The following is a 14,892-nucleotide window of genomic DNA, read 5'->3' as shown; positions in this document are numbered from 1 at the left end:
CCGTTATTTATTTTTCCACGTTTCCACGATAACCCACATCGTATGGCAATACTACACACGTTATACCAGGAGTTACTTTCTTTCCTGGGCATCCGGCCACTTATTACCCTGTTTCAGACAGGCAACTATCAGGTATTACTGACCTGGGATGGCATCAGTAGTGCGATCGGTCCCCTGATTCCATTTTTGCTACTGCTGGAAGCCGGGCGGGCACTGGTGTACAAACGGTTCCGCATCGAAGACTACAAAATGCCTTTCTTCACTTTTGTATTCAACCGTTTTCTTTCCCGGTTTATTTCCATTGCAGCTGTTGCCTTCTGTATCGGGCTACTGGAGCCACTCGCCTTATTTCATACTACCCTCACCTGGTACTGGTTGATATATGGCTATATCATATGGGAGTTCGCCCATTTCATCTATCATTACCTGGGACATAAAGTAAGAATCTTCTGGTGTCTGCATGCCACCCATCATGTGCCGCAAAGCATGAATCTCTCTGTTACATATACGCATTTTTTTCTGGAGGCGCCTTATGCAGATGTGATCCGCACCTCCATCTGTATCCTCGCCGGTATTCATCCGGCCCTGCTGTTTTTAATTATGTTTATTGACGGCACCTGGGGCGCGTTTATTCATGTAGGAGAAAATCTGTTGAAAGATGGCAGACTGGGCTTTTTAAACCGGATCATCCTCACCCCTTCGCATCACCGGGTACATCATGCCCGCAATCCGCTTTACATGGATACCAATTTCTGTAACCTGCTCAACATCTGGGATAAAGTGTTTGGTACTTTTCAATACGAAGAAAAAGAGATAGACATCGAATATGGGGTTTCCCGGGAGATGAACACCAATAATTTTGCGGATGTTTATTTCGGAGAATTATATTATCTGTTTAAAGATGTGATACATGCACCGGGTCTTAAAAACAAATGCCTGTACTTTATTATGCCGCCGGGATGGAGCCACACCGGCGATCACAAAACAGCCCGCGTCGTGAAGCAAGCCTATCTCGATGCACAAATGCAGGCGTTAACCGAAACCCCTGTTGTTGCCACCAAAACAGCTTAGCCATTGGCAGACAGCCATGCATCCGGCTTCACAACGCCGGTGTTGACAGCTGTCGTAAAATCCTTTACGGAAGCATGTAAGTATACCGGCTGGGCGTGAGGTGCAATACCGAATACCTGGCCGGCATTATCAATAGCAATGCTATTTCCGGCACCCAGGTCTTTGATGACATAAAAATATTTTCCGCCCGCCTGGATTTCATGCAGCTGAGAGAAATCCAGCCATGCAGATTTCAGCCCTGCCACCAGCGCTTCTGCGGGGTTGGTAGCACCCATCTTGAAATCCGTTTTTTCCAGGGCGGATACGTCGAAACGATAGTCCTGAAAATCAGTAATGGGTCTGGTAGTGGTAAAAGCAGTCCAGATACCCTGGAAAACCGCCAGTGATAAGGTATCGGTGCCGTCTTTCGTGATGACGGTAATTGGATGCAGGTTAAAATGCAGTCCATTTACCAGGAAACGATCTGTTTGGGCCGGATCCGTCAATACAATATAGTGGTGGCCACCCTGCACCGCATTGACCATATACCCGGTATAGAGGCCACTGTCCAACCCTTCCTGCAAAGCGCGACAGGAGGCAGGCAATAACCGGAACAGCTGCGTAAAAAAGGAGTGTGCAGGTCCCTGCATCGGCCAGTTAGTTGGAGAAGATAAGTCCGGCATTGTCATCGATTTTTAAAATGTAGGGGTTATCAGGGCTGTAATATTTTCCGGTAAACCCGTGCTTATCCGGTAAACGCAGGCTTCCCACGGGCGTCTCTGTACCAGTTGGTAGTTATCTTGTATAAACTGCCATACTACAACCGGCCGTGCAAAATAAGTTTTTTCTATATTTGCGGTCAATTTAATACATATACACATGAATAATATGTCCGGAACCATGAATAGTGGCCCACTGATCAGTGTGGTGATCGCCACTTTCAATTCCGAAAGAGATATACGGGGTTGTATCCGGTCCATCGCCAGCCAGGAATACAAGAATATTGAAATCGTGGTGGCCGATGGGGCCAGCACGGACAATACCGTAGCTATCTTAAAAGAACTATCGGAAACCCACCGTATCACCTTCACCAGCCAACCAGACAAAGGTATCTATGATGCCCTGAACCGCGGCGCCCAAATGGCCAAAGGCGACTGGCTGCATTTCCTGGGCTCCGACGACCGGTTACTGCCCGGTTTCAGTGAACTGGCGCAGAAACTGGAAGATCCTAATGCCGTTTATTATGGCAACACAACGGAATTTGTCAGAAAAGGGATTAAACCTGTATATACGCTGCTCACCGGTAAATTTACTACCTACCGTTTAGCAAAAGAGTGTATGAACCACCAGGCGATCCTCTATCCAGCAAGGGTTTTCAAGCTGTATAGCTATAACCTGCGTTATAAAGTATATGCGGATTATGTAGTGAACCTGCATGTATGGGGTAACAGCAGCTTTAAGAAACTGCACTTCCCGATCACCATTGCCAGCTACAATATGAGCGGCTTCTCTACCATGAACGTGGATCCTGTTTTCATCAAGGAAAAACCCACCATCATCAGAAAGAGCATGGGATGGGTGATGTACTTCAGGTGGTTATATAAACGCTACCGCAAAAGAAGAAAAGACGGTATTGTAGATTACTATTGATCGCAAGACTATCAACATATTGACCGCATTTCCCGGACCATCCGGAAAATGCGGTTTTTTTATGCCTAAAACGGCTCGCTCATGCTTCTGTCGAAAGTTGTCAGCGGTACACCCCGGCGTATCCGCTCGGGCCAATCGGGGTTGGCCAGTGCGGCTTTTCCCAGGGAGATAAAGTCTGCATGTCCTTCCTGTAACACCCGGTCTACCACGGCAGCATCACCCAGGTTACCATTGGCGATTACCGGTTGTTGCACCAATTGTTTGGCCAGCCCGGTGAGCGATTCTCCTGTTTCATAAAATCCGGTCGTTTCCCAGCTGCCGCCTTCCCCGGAAATATGTACATAGGAAGGCTGTACCCGCCGTACTTCTTCCAATATCGCGCGAGCCGTGTCTGCACCGCCTTTCCAGCGATAGCTGTAGTCATTGACCTTACCTTCCGACAACCGCAGGCCCACGATAAAGTCTGCCGGCACCACCTGTTTTACTGCTGCCATAATTTCCGCGATGATCCGGAACCGGTTGGCTACCGTGCCGCCATAGGCGTCTTCCCGGAGGTTGGTGTATTCTGTCAGGAACTGATCCGGCATATAGCCGTTGGCTGCATGGATTTCTACGCCGTCGAAACCCGCGCGGGCAGCCTGTTGCGCCGCGTGTGCGTAGCCAGCAATTGCCTGTTGGATGTCTATGGTGGTCATAGCAGCCGGTATCGGGAAAGGTCCGTCGCCACCGCCATAGGAGCGCAGCTTGCGGCCCAGCGGCGTTACCACGGAGGGTGCCAGGGTATTGGGCAGGTGCTGCGATAAAGCGCCGGCATGCATCAATTGTGCAATGAAAACGGTGTCCTGTGCTTTTACGGTATGTACCAGCTGCTGCCAGGCGGCTACCTGTGCTGGTGTAACAATGCCTGGTTGTTGGGGATACGCGGCACTCGCGATCTGATCTGTATAGAGTCCTTCTGATATAATCATCCCGAATCCGCCGGTCGCAAACTTTTCATAATAAGCTTCCATCGCGGCGGTAGGTACACCTGCCGTAGTAGCGCTGGCGCGGCTCATTGGCGCCACAGCCATCCTGTTTTTAATAAGCTGTTGTCCTATATGATAAGGCGCTAACGCCGGATGTGTGGAGATATGTTGTGCTTCCATGTATAAAAATTTTATACAAAGTTGCAGGCAGACAGCTCCCCATTCCAATGACAAATGATAAGAAATTACAGGGGTGCTTTCAGGAAGATGCCCGTGTTATTTTGTGCCGGATACGGCTCAGGGATTCGGGTGTAATGCCCAGATACGCCGCTATCTGGTGTTGCGGCAGCCGGGTTTCGAAATACGGATAGCTGGCTACAAATGCCTCATATCTTTCCCGGGCAGGCTGCTGCAGGAAAAAGATCCGGCGCTGCAGGGCGATAAACGCCCGCTGGGAAATGATCCGATAATACCGCTCTACCGCTGGTATATCATCAAACAACCGGGTCAGCTGCGCTTTGCTGATCTGCAATATTTCTCCGCCTTCCAGTACATCGATATTAAACAGCGACGGGCGGCCTGTCACCACGCTGTCGAGATCCGTAATCCACCAGCCTTCAATGCTGAACTGCAGCACATTTTCCTTTCCTTCACGGTTAATGGCATATTGGCGGCAGCATCCTTTCAATACAAAATATTCATGGTCGCATAACTCACCTTCCCGCAACAAGTGTTGCCGGCGCCGCGTTTTCCGCCATTCAAAATAGCCGGGAATCCGCTGCTGTTCTGACTCGCTGAGGGAAACATGTTTCAGTATATTCGCTATTAACAAGGTATGCATCTGCCTGAAATATTTAAAATTCGCGGTACAAGTTATTGATAAAACTCCGCGAAACATCCTACATTCACCACCGAATTCAATTATAATTACCGCAATGATTCCGATACATCAACTACTGATATTTTGCCTGGCGTCGCTCATCATGGTATTAACACCTGGTCCCAACATGATTTACCTGGTTACCCGATCTGTTACCCAGGGCAGAAAAGCCGGCTTTATTTCCCTGTTTGGCGTAGCCTGTGGCTTCCTGTTCCATATCACCTTCGTCTCCTTCGGATTAACGGCCGTATTGATGGCCATTCCGTTTGCCTATACGCTGCTGAAAACCACGGGGGTGCTCTACCTCCTGTTCCTGGCCTGGCAGGCCGTTAAACCCGGTGGTAAAGGCATATTCGACAATGCCCGCACCCTGCAGCATGATACCCCGGCCAAATTATTTACGATGGGATTGCTCACCAGCATCCTCAATCCGAAGATTGCCGTGTTTTACCTGTCGTTTTTCCCGCAGTTTATTAATCCGGCCTACGGATCGGTACTCACCCAAAGCTTTACCCTGGGCATCATACAGATGATGATGAGCTTCACCACCAACGGGCTGATTATCCTTTCCGCCAGTCATGTGACCCGGTGGTTTGCCGGTAATCCGAAATGGGTACGTACCCAGAAATGGGTGATGGCGGGCGTATTTAGTAGCCTGGCCATCAAAATGGCGCTGGATAAGGGAAAATAGCCTTTTCGTTCCCATCCGTAGCATTTATTTAACCTAATTTTTACTTGCCGACCCGTGAAATTGACGTAGCTTCACCGATTTTTCGGGGAAACTGTTAACCTCGCCTGTCAATTATGAGTAAAATAGTAAATTATAGAAAGCTGCTCGGTGTTACCAAAACCACTGAACTCAAGGATTTAAAGTCCATCTACCGCAACCTGATGAAGGAATGGCACCCTGATAAGTTTGCCAGCGAAGATGATGAGAAAAAACTGGAGGCAGAAACAAAAAGTAAGGAACTGATCGAAGCGTATCATTTCCTGGTGAGCGTAGCCCCGGAAACCATTGAACAAGCCTTGCCACAGTATACAGAAACGATTTCCGCCTCTATGATCCGGGATTATTCCTATACGAAGCAGGTATTACAACTGAACTTCCAGGATGGCAGCAGTTACGAATATTTCGATGTACCGAGAACACTCTACACTAAACTGATTAATTCCGACACACCCGGCCGCTTCTGCCGTCGCCATATCTACCATGAATTTGTTTATCGCAAGGTAAGCAGAGCCCAGGAAGTATAAGGTTTTGTTGCGGATCATACAACCGGCTGCCCGGAAGGTAAAAGCATATTTACCTTCCGGGCATTTGCATTATATAGTATTTTAAATCATAAGTATTTATGTATTTTTGATTTTGATCTTCTATTAAAAGCATAAGATCCGGTCAATAATTTTTGATATGAACACATTTAAGATTCCGATATACCAACCATCACTGGGAGAACAGGAGAAAAAAAATGTGATGGAATGCCTGGACTCTACCTGGATTTCATCAAAAGGAAAATTCATTGCTGAATTTGAACGTGAATTTGCACATTACCTGCAAGTAGGCCATGCGGCCTCCGTATGCAATGGTACGGTAGCCATCCACCTGGCCCTCGTGGCATTGGGTATTGGCAAAGGAGATGAAGTGATTGTGCCCAGCCTGACCTATATCGCTTCTGTAAATGCCATTACCTACACCGGCGCGACGCCTGTTTTTGTGGATTCTCTCAACGATTGCTGGCAGATAGATCCCGCTGATGTGGAAAAGAAAATCACAGCCAACACCAAAGCTGTGATGGCAGTACACCTGTATGGTCATCCCTGCGATATGGATGCCATGACCGCCATCTGCCGCAAGCATAACATCTTCCTGATAGAAGACTGCGCAGAAGCCCTGGGCACCCAATACAAAGGAAAACATGTAGGAACTTTCGGTGATGTATCTACCTTCAGCTTCTTCGGTAATAAAACCATTACTACCGGCGAAGGCGGCATGGTAGTCACCAACGATCAGACCCTGCACGACCGCCTGGTACGTTTCAAAGGTCAGGGCCTGGCCAAACACCGCGAATACTGGCACGACATCATCGGCTATAACTACCGCATGACCAATATCTGCGCCGCCATCGGGCTGGCACAGCTGCAACGCGTGGAAGATATCCTTGCCCGCAAAAGAAAAGTAGCCAAAACATACGAAGCTGCCTTTGAAGGCACCGGCATCGTTTTTCATAAAGAACAAGGCGATGTGGTACACTCTTACTGGATGTGTTCTATTCTCGTTACCGACGAAACCGAAAGAGACGACCTCCGGGAAGTACTGAAAGCAAAAGGCGTAGAAACCAGACCGCTCTTTTATCCGGTACATACCATGCCTATGTATGCCGCCAGATATGAACGTCATGCCATCGCTGAAAATCTGGGCCGCAGAGGCATTAACCTGCCCAGCTATCCGGAGCTGACGCAGGAACAACTGGACTATATTACCAACATCATACTGACTTATTACCGGGAGAGACATGCATCGTGAGCGGATGATTGATGTAGTGCGGATCGGCAAAGAAAACCGGTCGCTGGTCAGTGATTTTATTGCTGCCAGCGCACCGGTACAGGATACCTTTCGATATTTCAACAACAGAACCATAGCCGTGCTGGATCAGCACCTGTGCACATTGATACTGCTGTCTGACGGCGCAGTGGCCGGTTATGGCCATCTCGACAAAGAAGCAGACACCGTATGGCTGGGCATTGCCCTCCTCCCTGCCTTTCAGGGACAGGGCCTCGGTAAAACGCTGTTACAGGCGCTTATCGCTGCTGCAACGGATTTACAGCTGTCTGTTATTCACCTGTCTGTAGACAAGGAGAATACGCCAGCCATCCGGCTGTATGAACACCATGGCTTTCAACGGGAACGTCAAACGGATCATATCTCTTTTTATAAATTAACCATTTCATGAACAAAGCAGGCAGTAAGCCAACAATAGGCATTATCACCAATGGATTCATCTCCTGGGGTGGCGGCGTTGATTTTATAAAAATGGTCATCCGTGGCTTAGCAGCCACCGGCAAATTCAACCTTGCCATACTGGTGCCTGACCACTCCACCCTTCCGGAGCGGAAAGAAAACCGCAAACAAAACAAACGCAACAAACTATTATATCGCCTCGGCTTACGCCGGGATTACATCGACACCAATGCCGGTGTAAATGAATTCAGGGAATTCCGCGCCACCATGCCGGTACTCGACTACCACGTGTATGACGGCGGCCTGGAAAGTGTGATTGAAAAAAACGGGATCCAGCTGCTGATTCCCAGCATACAACCGTTGAAGCCTACAGTAACCATCCCCTGGATCGGCTACCTGTACGACTTTCAGCATAAATACCTCGCTCATTTTTTCAGCGAGGAAGAACGCGCCAACCGCGATATCCACTTCCGGGATATGCTGGCTACCGCCAAAACCGTGATCGTGAATTCCCACGCAGTAAAGAATGATGCCAACACGTTCTTTCCGCAGGATCATGCCCGCATCGTTAACCTGCCCTTTACGCCCATGTTCCATCAAGGATTACTGGCCGGCAACTTCGCGGAACTCAAACAAAAATATAACCTGCCGGAAAAATACTTTATTATCTCCAATCAGTTCTGGCAGCACAAATCACATATCACCGCTTTCCGTGCGCTGAAAGAAGTACTCGACAGCATTCCGGAAAAAGTATCCATCGTATGTACCGGCGCTACCAGCGACAACCGCCACGCGGCCTACTTTGAAGAGCTGCAGGCCGAAATCCACGCGATGGGTATCACGCAGCAGGTACAGTTCCTGGGCTACATCTCCAAAGAAGACCAGGTACAGATTCTGCAACATGCCATTGCCCTGATTCAGCCAACACTGTTTGAAGGCGGTCCTGGCGGCGGCGCCACCTACGATGCTATCGCCATTGGCCAGCAGGCCATCATTTCCGATATTCCCATCAATCAGGAAATTACAGATCCCCTGGTGACTTTCTTCAAAGTGTCTGATCATCATGACCTGGCAGCAAAGATGAAAGCAGTCATTGCAGCGGCTCCTGCCACCCGGCAACAACCGGATGTGGTGCAACTGCAAAAGGAATCTGATCAGCGTTTGCAACTGCTCGGCGAGGTATTGGCGCGCATCGTGGAAGAAGAGCTGGCGTAGGTTCGTATAGCCGTGATGGTGATTTAAAGCTTTATTAAGCGGCTGTCTTTCATTGCTGGCATCAACACCTCGTACAATGGCTGCCCTGCCTTGTTATGGCTATAATTGTCATTGATACGTTTTTGTGTATAGAGGTGATTTTATGTGAGATTTTTTTTGAGAAAAATTTGGTAAAATCATTTTGCTGCATATCTTTGCACCCCTGACACAATATCAGATGCCCAGATGGCGAAATTGGTAGACGCACTGTGTTCAGGTCGCAGCGCCTGCAAGGGTGTGCTGGTTCGAATCCAGTTCTGGGCACTAGATTTAAAGGTTGTAAGTTTTGGCTTACAACCTTTTTTTATTTGTGGTAGTGGTGTTTATGTTTTTACCCGCTTTATCGGATCAAGCAGAAAGTGGTAGCCTTTACGAGGCTTTATTAAGAGCATGGCTGTCTTTACAAGTTTAGGCGTTCATATTTGCTCACCCCTACCTATATTGTGAAATAAATTTACAAACAAAAAGATGATGATCCCCAACTACCTGATTATACGTAAGGTATTTCTTGCTATAGTACTTCTATTACTGATAGCTTCTTGTAACAATGATACCCTCCCGGTGTCTCATCATGCAGATACAACTAAAGAGAAGAGCGCCGATACAGTATATATGCGAACCGGATTTTATTTTTTGGCAGATACGTTAACAGGAATAAAGATGCAAGAAAAAAATTCCGATAAGATTTATTCTATAGAAAAGTTGCCATTTGCCTCCGTTGATAATATTATTGAGTGCAAGATACAGGATACGAAAATTGACAGCACAACATATAAGAACATATGCATAAAGTTCGATGCTAAAGGTACTAAGGACTTACAAGATGGAACAGAAAGTCCTTTCCATCCAAAGATAGCATTGATTATCGCGAATAGACTTTTGTATGTTGTTGATAATCGTACCAGTGTTAAAGATGGTGCTGTTTGCGCTTATTTGATTGACTTTTCCCAACAGGAGATTAATGCTATGAAGGAAGCTATTGAACAGAAACGTTAGGCAGCTAAATAATTCTACATATAAGATTTGCGAGTACCCTCTGGATACTCATTTTTGAGGGAATCTGCCATTGTTTCCACCAAGACTATACAATTCTGCCAACTTCTTCAAATCGGGAAAGAACAGATTCGATTTCTATACCATCGGATCACGGTCAGGATTGAAAGTAAATACGCTTACGTAATTACATTTAGATTTTACAGATCAAAAAGTTTGTTTATAATTCGAGTTATGCATAATGTACATATTAGTGGGTATAAGAAGGACGAATTGCCTTTTATTCCATTATTGATATTAATCAGGGAATTATCGGATATGTCTTTTGCTGATGCGCGAAAAATAGTAGATTATATCTGGGCAAATGAAACTGCTGAAATTTCGTTTGTTGATTTGAATGTGGCTCAGGATTTTATTAAAAAGGCTGCTGCTATTGGGGTAAGCTGCGTATTAGGATAGACTAAAAGCTTACTGTCATATTCCACGCTTCGCGGAAATTAGCTAGATAAACTCTAGGGAAAGTGAGATCCTCATATTTATCGGGGCAGTATGATGTGTAGAAATCACGGGTATTACAAATTATCCGCCTGAATGAATAGCTAATCTTCAAACTTATAGCAGCATAACGAATACAGAAGGCTCCTGACATCTTAAAGTCAAGGTCCTCCCGTGTTAATAACCGAAAACAACTGAGTATGCTGGCTACACTGAACTAAAAATTTTTTTAGTTCTTGTGCCAAATTATTAGGATATTCCTTAAGTTACGGGCTGTATTGCTGATCAATCATTTAAAAAGTTATTCTTCTTCCCCTTCTTGTGCTTCAACCATTTTATGATTACCATGCTTGGATATTATGTAAATAGAATTGCAACCTTCACAATTTATTGGCTCATTATACTCATAAATTCCAACCAATTCCCCACATGCTGGACATTCAAAATGTAGTTGTCCGCAAAAATTGCAATGCCCAGATGCACAGGTAATAGGGTCTTTTTTTCTTATTACCTCTTGTGTGAATAAATCAATTTGATTAATATTATGTTGAGCTACCGGGAATAAAATTTCATCATCAAGATAACCAATCCGTACAAAATCTTCTCTATCATAACAGGTTACGCTCTTACACTCAAATGTAATGCTATCGTAGTAGGCTTGCTTTTTTCGGAACTCATCATACTCCTTAATGATTTCCTCTCGTAAATTCAATGCAGTTCCTAAATGGTTCTGATAAATTATTTCCCTTGTGGGTAATATATTTAAGATTTCCGGATGAAACCGTTCCTTATTCTTGCCATTGGTAAACTCGGCAGTATTGTTAGAGATGAAAAATCCTTGAATATCCTCATACATTAATACATCCTTTAGATAATCAGCTGCAGATAACAACAAACCTGCATCTGCAATATTGTTTTTGGAATTATGGAATGGTGGCTTCTTACTTATTGCTAGATCAAAAACCTGTATTTTGATCTTATCTGGAATTGGAATCTGAGTACAACTGTTATAGATAAACTTTTCAACACCTGCAACGTGCAATCCCTGAATCTGAATTTCAGCTTTCAGGATATTTATCTCATTAGTATAAACCTGAGTATCATTGTTGGTTAACGTTCCTGCTCTTATTTTGGCTTTATATTTATTTTCTGTATCGGTTATTTTATTTTTTAGTTTCTGGACATAATTATATGCGTTTGCTTTATTTCGTTCCCACTCCAGTATTATGATGTCATTAATAAGTATGGTTACCATTCCGTCCTTAACCAGGTCTTCTAAACTTCTCAATAAGGCGAAATGTTGCCTTGCGGAGTGTTGACTTGACTGGGTATCAAGTCCATTTGCCAAATAAATCCAGATATTTGTATCTAAAACCAAATAAGATGATGTCATTATGTTCTGTCGATTATTTATATCGAAACATGAAAATAAGTTAAATCATGAAGTCTTAAATAATTCAGTACCAAATTTCCATTTAAAATCGTCTCCGATATGTTGGAGGTAGAGATAAAGAGGGGCGGATACGGACCAACATTATATGGCACCCCTCATGGAATAGCCAGATGTTTTATTCTCCCTCCAAACGGCATGCACCGCCGAAATAAGATAAATACCAATCAGTATTTGTATTTTCAGAGTTTAGAAAGTTACAGTTTCAGCTTCGCAGCAGCTTGATGAATTCGGGAGATTCCCCTGATATGAGACAAAGAGTCCAATCGAAGGCCTCGATTCTAACTGGTTTACTATAGTGGTACGTAGTTAAGGATTTATGGTTGGAGAGGAAACGGGTGGTTTCTTTAGATGGCAAAGATATGGGAATGGACTTCGGGAAAAACCAATCTGGATTCACCCATTTGAAAAGCACGGCTATACGCGGAAGGCAATGGTATTGCAAAAAGATTAACTAACCAATGTATCTCAGCCAGACTGAGAGTTTGTTGTATTTACATTTGCAATCCTTGATCTTGGGTCTTTAACAACTGCTTCCTTTTGCGTACTTATACGTGGTTTTGTTTAATATTATTTTCCTATTTTGCCATAACTATTTCAAAAAATTCAACCAAAATCAAAATCATGAAACGTAAACTTTTACTTATCGTACTCCTACTACCAATAACTGTAAACGGTTTTAGCCAGAGCATCTTGCTTCCGTATTTTGGAAAGATAAAAACCAAAGATCTCTGTGGGGATAATTGTTTACCCCGCCTCGGCCAGTATAATTCTTACATGGATAATTTACCATTCGATGGCGATATTACAACAGCATTGGGAGTAGTTTTTAAGGAATACCGTGATCCAATGTTCTGTGAATTAGCAAGACCAACTGAATCAGATATTTATCCAATCAACGAGCATCCATTTACAGCCCATATTGAAGATACCACAAAGAGTAGCTATAAGATTAAGGTGACCGCAGATATTATGGAATTGATGCGAAATATTGTTAAGATAGATTCTGTCTTAAAAATTGACGTCAATTTGGTATTGGGAGAAGCTGTACAAAGGAGAATTCGTCAAGACATTTCATTGGACTTTCATACCATTGGATTGAAGAATGCATTTATTATGAAGTATAAAAATATGTGCATTTCAAACATTAAGAGCAAAGAAAAGAGCAAAGGAAATTGGTACTATGCTTTGGGCATAAGCTATGTTTCATTGAGTGGCACTACAACAGTAAATATAATTAGGGATGTACTCGATAAAATTGAACTGAATGCAGGGTACAAATCCTTATCCGCCGCAGCAAAATTTGAATACGACAAAGCTAAAGCCCAATTGCTGTCAGGTAGCTTCAAAGTCTGTCCAATAATTATTGCCGTTTCGTATAGTAAAGCATAATTATAGAAGATGTCGGAATGATAACGTAGGGACTATTTTAATAAGTGTGTAAACTTAAAAATCGGAGATAAAATTAGAAGTTAGATTCTCACTCTTTTATCAAAAATAGTTAAAAACTGATTTAGGATCATGTCCAAGCTTCTAATGGGCATGGTCCATTTTTTTTGATGCTTCCCGCAAAGCCAGGACGAACGACCCAAGGAAGAGAGATCTTAAATAAAATTGAAACTGAAAATGTTTTTTTATACAGGCAAAATAGAAACGAATAAAAACTTTAGAAGCTGTATGAGAAATCCCGTAGCTGTGAAGGAAATTAAGCCAGGTATAGAAGTTAAACAAAATATCTATTTAGGAAAACCAGATAGACATTTATGCAACTTTTGCTTAATATAAGAATTAGGATTTAGAATGAGCGTTTTGAAGGATGTACACTCCATAACAGAATATTTTACTTCCAAATAAATAGGTTAATCCTGTATTAAGTTAATTACTACTTAACTTAATACAGGGTAATTTCAAATATTATTAGGAAAACATCAGTAAACTTATGAAGGCAAGTGATCGAATTTTCAGGTTCACAGGATGGCATTACAGAGATGGGTTATGCAGAGTAAGGACCTTTGTTAACTGGGAGAAACAGATTGTTATCGCATTAATAACTGATTTGGGAAATCTAAATCCTTCTGGTTCTGTTGTGTACCTAATAGAGGTGCTTGTAAAAGAATTGATTGCCAAATTGGTTATCCCTAAAGAAAGCATAATCCTACAACACCTGGAGCCATATGGTTCTTGTACCGATCATCGCTTTAGCCTAGTGACGTTCGATAAAAAAAAGGCTCTTGTTCGGAATGACATGAAGCATGATGAAGTACTCGAATTACTCTCAACTAATGAAGGAGAGCTGAAAAACATCACTAGAAAGAACGAGATCTTGATGACTGAAATAGAAACTATGAGGGTACAAATAGACCCACTCATGGAGTTTTCCTATGTAGATTCTGCAAAGCTGGTGCGACAGCTTACCATAGAAGATAATATGGTCCGTAAATCAGAATTACAAGAGCTTATCAATACAGGTGCCAGCGAACGCCAAATACAGTCCCTAATAAAAAAAGACCTGTCGTTGCTTGCAGAGGCTTACGCCTCCCCGTCTTATAACTATATCTGCTTCTCGGAGTTCCCTGTTGACAAAGGTTTTGTGGACTTTGCTATTTTCACGGGAGTTTCATGGATGACGGTGATACTGATTGAAGTGAAAGGGGCCGATTTCAATATAGTCAACCAGTCTGGCTATCAGAAGTTTAATGCCAATATAGACACAGCAGCAAGCCAGATCAGAGAAAGAATAGGGTTTATCCACCGTTATCCACTGGTATTTAAAGAACATGTACACCAAATCAGAGAGAGGGTGATTTCCGGACAAAACCTCTTTAATGCTTTTCCCGGTCCAGAGCCAACTACTCAAGTAGACCCCAACAAAGATGTCAATTTTCATTGTATCATTATCGGCGGAAGGACAGTGGATGATCTAAAAGAAAGCAGTATGAGACATGACTTCGAACGCTACTCTAGTCTTCCTATTAACCTGGAATCATGGGATTCCTATCTGCGCAAATTGAGACGAAGCTAAAGTATATATCGGTTTATTAAATTAAATATGGCACCAAACTCCCATTTACAATCGAACATCAATATGAGACTGTATATGGTCTATTACACCATCTCATAAACTGTGTAAAGCATAAAAATCGGGGAATTTTACCCCAATTTTTATATTTTTAAGTATATACATTTTTACGAAGAA

15 protein-coding genes and 1 tRNA gene are annotated in these 14,892 nt (G+C 43.7%); 12 read left to right on the top strand and 4 right to left on the bottom strand.

The window, feature by feature from the left end:
* Positions 1–42: 42 nt before the first annotated feature.
* A complete protein-coding gene (locus OL444_RS11050) occupies positions 43–1,071 on the top strand; it encodes a sterol desaturase family protein (protein WP_264733147.1) in 1,029 nt (342 codons plus the stop codon).
* Here the strand turns inward: OL444_RS11050 and OL444_RS11045 are convergent.
* Positions 1,068–1,733: a hypothetical protein gene (locus OL444_RS11045; RefSeq protein WP_264733148.1), complete on the bottom strand. Its 666-nt coding sequence runs from the start codon at positions 1,731–1,733 to the stop codon at positions 1,068–1,070. The genes OL444_RS11050 and OL444_RS11045 overlap by 4 nt on opposite strands.
* Positions 1,734–1,929: 196 nt before the next feature.
* Here OL444_RS11045 and OL444_RS11040 point away from each other — a divergent pair, with 196 nt between their 5' ends.
* Positions 1,930–2,700, top strand: a complete 771-nt coding sequence (locus tag OL444_RS11040; protein WP_264733149.1) for a glycosyltransferase family 2 protein — start codon at positions 1,930–1,932, stop codon at positions 2,698–2,700.
* A gap of 65 nt (positions 2,701–2,765) precedes the next feature.
* Here the strand turns inward: OL444_RS11040 and OL444_RS11035 are convergent, their stop codons facing one another.
* Together OL444_RS11035 and OL444_RS11030 are read right to left on the bottom strand one after the other, a co-directional pair.
* Complete coding sequence (locus tag OL444_RS11035) at positions 2,766–3,845, bottom strand: oxidoreductase (protein ID WP_264733150.1); 1,080 nt, start codon at positions 3,843–3,845, stop codon at positions 2,766–2,768.
* Positions 3,846–3,924: 79 nt separating this feature from the next.
* Entirely contained in the window at positions 3,925–4,506 is a 582-nt protein-coding gene (locus OL444_RS11030; protein WP_264733151.1) for a Crp/Fnr family transcriptional regulator, read from the bottom strand.
* A 94-nt stretch (positions 4,507–4,600) separates the two neighbouring features.
* Between OL444_RS11030 and OL444_RS11025 the strand changes: the two genes are divergently transcribed.
* The 8 genes from OL444_RS11025 to OL444_RS10990 all read left to right on the top strand — a co-directional run bounded on the left by OL444_RS11025 (position 4,601) and on the right by OL444_RS10990 (position 10,210).
* Positions 4,601–5,236, top strand: a complete 636-nt coding sequence (locus tag OL444_RS11025; protein WP_264733152.1) for a LysE family translocator — start codon at positions 4,601–4,603, stop codon at positions 5,234–5,236.
* Positions 5,237–5,349: 113 nt separating this feature from the next.
* Positions 5,350–5,799: a KTSC domain-containing protein gene (locus tag OL444_RS11020; RefSeq protein ID WP_264733153.1), complete on the top strand. Its 450-nt coding sequence runs from the start codon at positions 5,350–5,352 to the stop codon at positions 5,797–5,799.
* 157 nt (positions 5,800–5,956) lie between these two features.
* Positions 5,957–7,069: a DegT/DnrJ/EryC1/StrS family aminotransferase gene (locus tag OL444_RS11015; RefSeq protein WP_264733154.1), complete on the top strand. Its 1,113-nt coding sequence runs from the start codon at positions 5,957–5,959 to the stop codon at positions 7,067–7,069.
* The gene (locus OL444_RS11010; RefSeq protein WP_264733155.1) at positions 7,059–7,496 is read left to right on the top strand and encodes a GNAT family N-acetyltransferase; all 438 of its coding nucleotides are present in this window, start codon (positions 7,059–7,061) and stop codon (positions 7,494–7,496) included. Before OL444_RS11015 ends, OL444_RS11010 begins: the two co-directional genes overlap by 11 nt.
* Positions 7,493–8,719, top strand: a complete 1,227-nt coding sequence (locus OL444_RS11005; protein ID WP_264733156.1) for a glycosyltransferase — start codon at positions 7,493–7,495, stop codon at positions 8,717–8,719. Before OL444_RS11010 ends, OL444_RS11005 begins: the two co-directional genes overlap by 4 nt.
* A gap of 219 nt (positions 8,720–8,938) precedes the next feature.
* Positions 8,939–9,022: transfer RNA gene (locus OL444_RS11000), tRNA-Leu, on the top strand.
* A gap of 204 nt (positions 9,023–9,226) precedes the next feature.
* On the top strand, positions 9,227–9,754 hold the full coding sequence (locus OL444_RS10995; protein WP_264733157.1) for a hypothetical protein: 528 nt from the start codon (positions 9,227–9,229) through the stop codon (positions 9,752–9,754).
* Positions 9,755–9,985: 231 nt separating this feature from the next.
* A complete protein-coding gene (locus tag OL444_RS10990) occupies positions 9,986–10,210 on the top strand; it encodes a hypothetical protein (RefSeq protein WP_264733158.1) in 225 nt (74 codons plus the stop codon).
* Between the two features lie 337 nt (positions 10,211–10,547).
* Here the strand turns inward: OL444_RS10990 and OL444_RS10985 are convergent, their stop codons facing one another.
* On the bottom strand, positions 10,548–11,639 hold the full coding sequence (locus OL444_RS10985; protein ID WP_264733159.1) for a PIN domain-containing protein: 1,092 nt from the start codon (positions 11,637–11,639) through the stop codon (positions 10,548–10,550).
* A gap of 681 nt (positions 11,640–12,320) precedes the next feature.
* Between OL444_RS10985 and OL444_RS10980 the strand changes: the two genes are divergently transcribed.
* Entirely contained in the window at positions 12,321–13,088 is a 768-nt protein-coding gene (locus tag OL444_RS10980) for a hypothetical protein (protein ID WP_264733160.1), read from the top strand.
* A 547-nt stretch (positions 13,089–13,635) separates the two neighbouring features.
* Positions 13,636–14,718, top strand: a complete 1,083-nt coding sequence (locus tag OL444_RS10975; RefSeq protein WP_264733161.1) for a Shedu immune nuclease family protein — start codon at positions 13,636–13,638, stop codon at positions 14,716–14,718.
* Positions 14,719–14,892: the final 174 nt, after the last annotated feature.

The sequence above is a fragment of the Chitinophaga nivalis genome (genome assembly GCF_025989125.1).
GTDB classification, from domain to species: domain Bacteria; phylum Bacteroidota; class Bacteroidia; order Chitinophagales; family Chitinophagaceae; genus Chitinophaga; species Chitinophaga nivalis.
The sequence above is the reverse complement of the archived record's forward strand: the minus strand, read 5'-3'. Positions and strand labels throughout refer to the sequence as shown.

Bases quoted from the DNA above. Each gene is read 5' to 3' on its own strand.
- OL444_RS11015 (WP_264733154.1), top strand. From the start codon at position 5,957: ATGAACACATTTAAGATTCCGATATACCAACCATCACTGGGAGAACAG.
- OL444_RS11040 (WP_264733149.1), top strand. From the start codon at position 1,930: ATGAATAATATGTCCGGAACCATGAATAGTGGCCCACTGATCAGTGTG.
- OL444_RS10975 (WP_264733161.1), top strand. From the start codon at position 13,636: ATGAAGGCAAGTGATCGAATTTTCAGGTTCACAGGATGGCATTACAGA.
- OL444_RS11035 (WP_264733150.1), bottom strand. From the start codon at position 3,845: ATGGAAGCACAACATATCTCCACACATCCGGCGTTAGCGCCTTATCAT.
- OL444_RS10980 (WP_264733160.1), top strand. From the start codon at position 12,321: ATGAAACGTAAACTTTTACTTATCGTACTCCTACTACCAATAACTGTA.
- OL444_RS11005 (WP_264733156.1), top strand. From the start codon at position 7,493: ATGAACAAAGCAGGCAGTAAGCCAACAATAGGCATTATCACCAATGGA.
- OL444_RS10990 (WP_264733158.1), top strand. From the start codon at position 9,986: ATGCATAATGTACATATTAGTGGGTATAAGAAGGACGAATTGCCTTTT.
- OL444_RS11010 (WP_264733155.1), top strand. From the start codon at position 7,059: ATGCATCGTGAGCGGATGATTGATGTAGTGCGGATCGGCAAAGAAAAC.
- OL444_RS11020 (WP_264733153.1), top strand. From the start codon at position 5,350: ATGAGTAAAATAGTAAATTATAGAAAGCTGCTCGGTGTTACCAAAACC.
- OL444_RS11030 (WP_264733151.1), bottom strand. From the start codon at position 4,506: ATGCATACCTTGTTAATAGCGAATATACTGAAACATGTTTCCCTCAGC.
- OL444_RS10995 (WP_264733157.1), top strand. From the start codon at position 9,227: ATGATGATCCCCAACTACCTGATTATACGTAAGGTATTTCTTGCTATA.
- OL444_RS11050 (WP_264733147.1), top strand. From the start codon at position 43: ATGGCAATACTACACACGTTATACCAGGAGTTACTTTCTTTCCTGGGC.
- OL444_RS10985 (WP_264733159.1), bottom strand. From the start codon at position 11,639: ATGACATCATCTTATTTGGTTTTAGATACAAATATCTGGATTTATTTG.
- OL444_RS11045 (WP_264733148.1), bottom strand. From the start codon at position 1,733: ATGCCGGACTTATCTTCTCCAACTAACTGGCCGATGCAGGGACCTGCA.
- OL444_RS11025 (WP_264733152.1), top strand. From the start codon at position 4,601: ATGATTCCGATACATCAACTACTGATATTTTGCCTGGCGTCGCTCATC.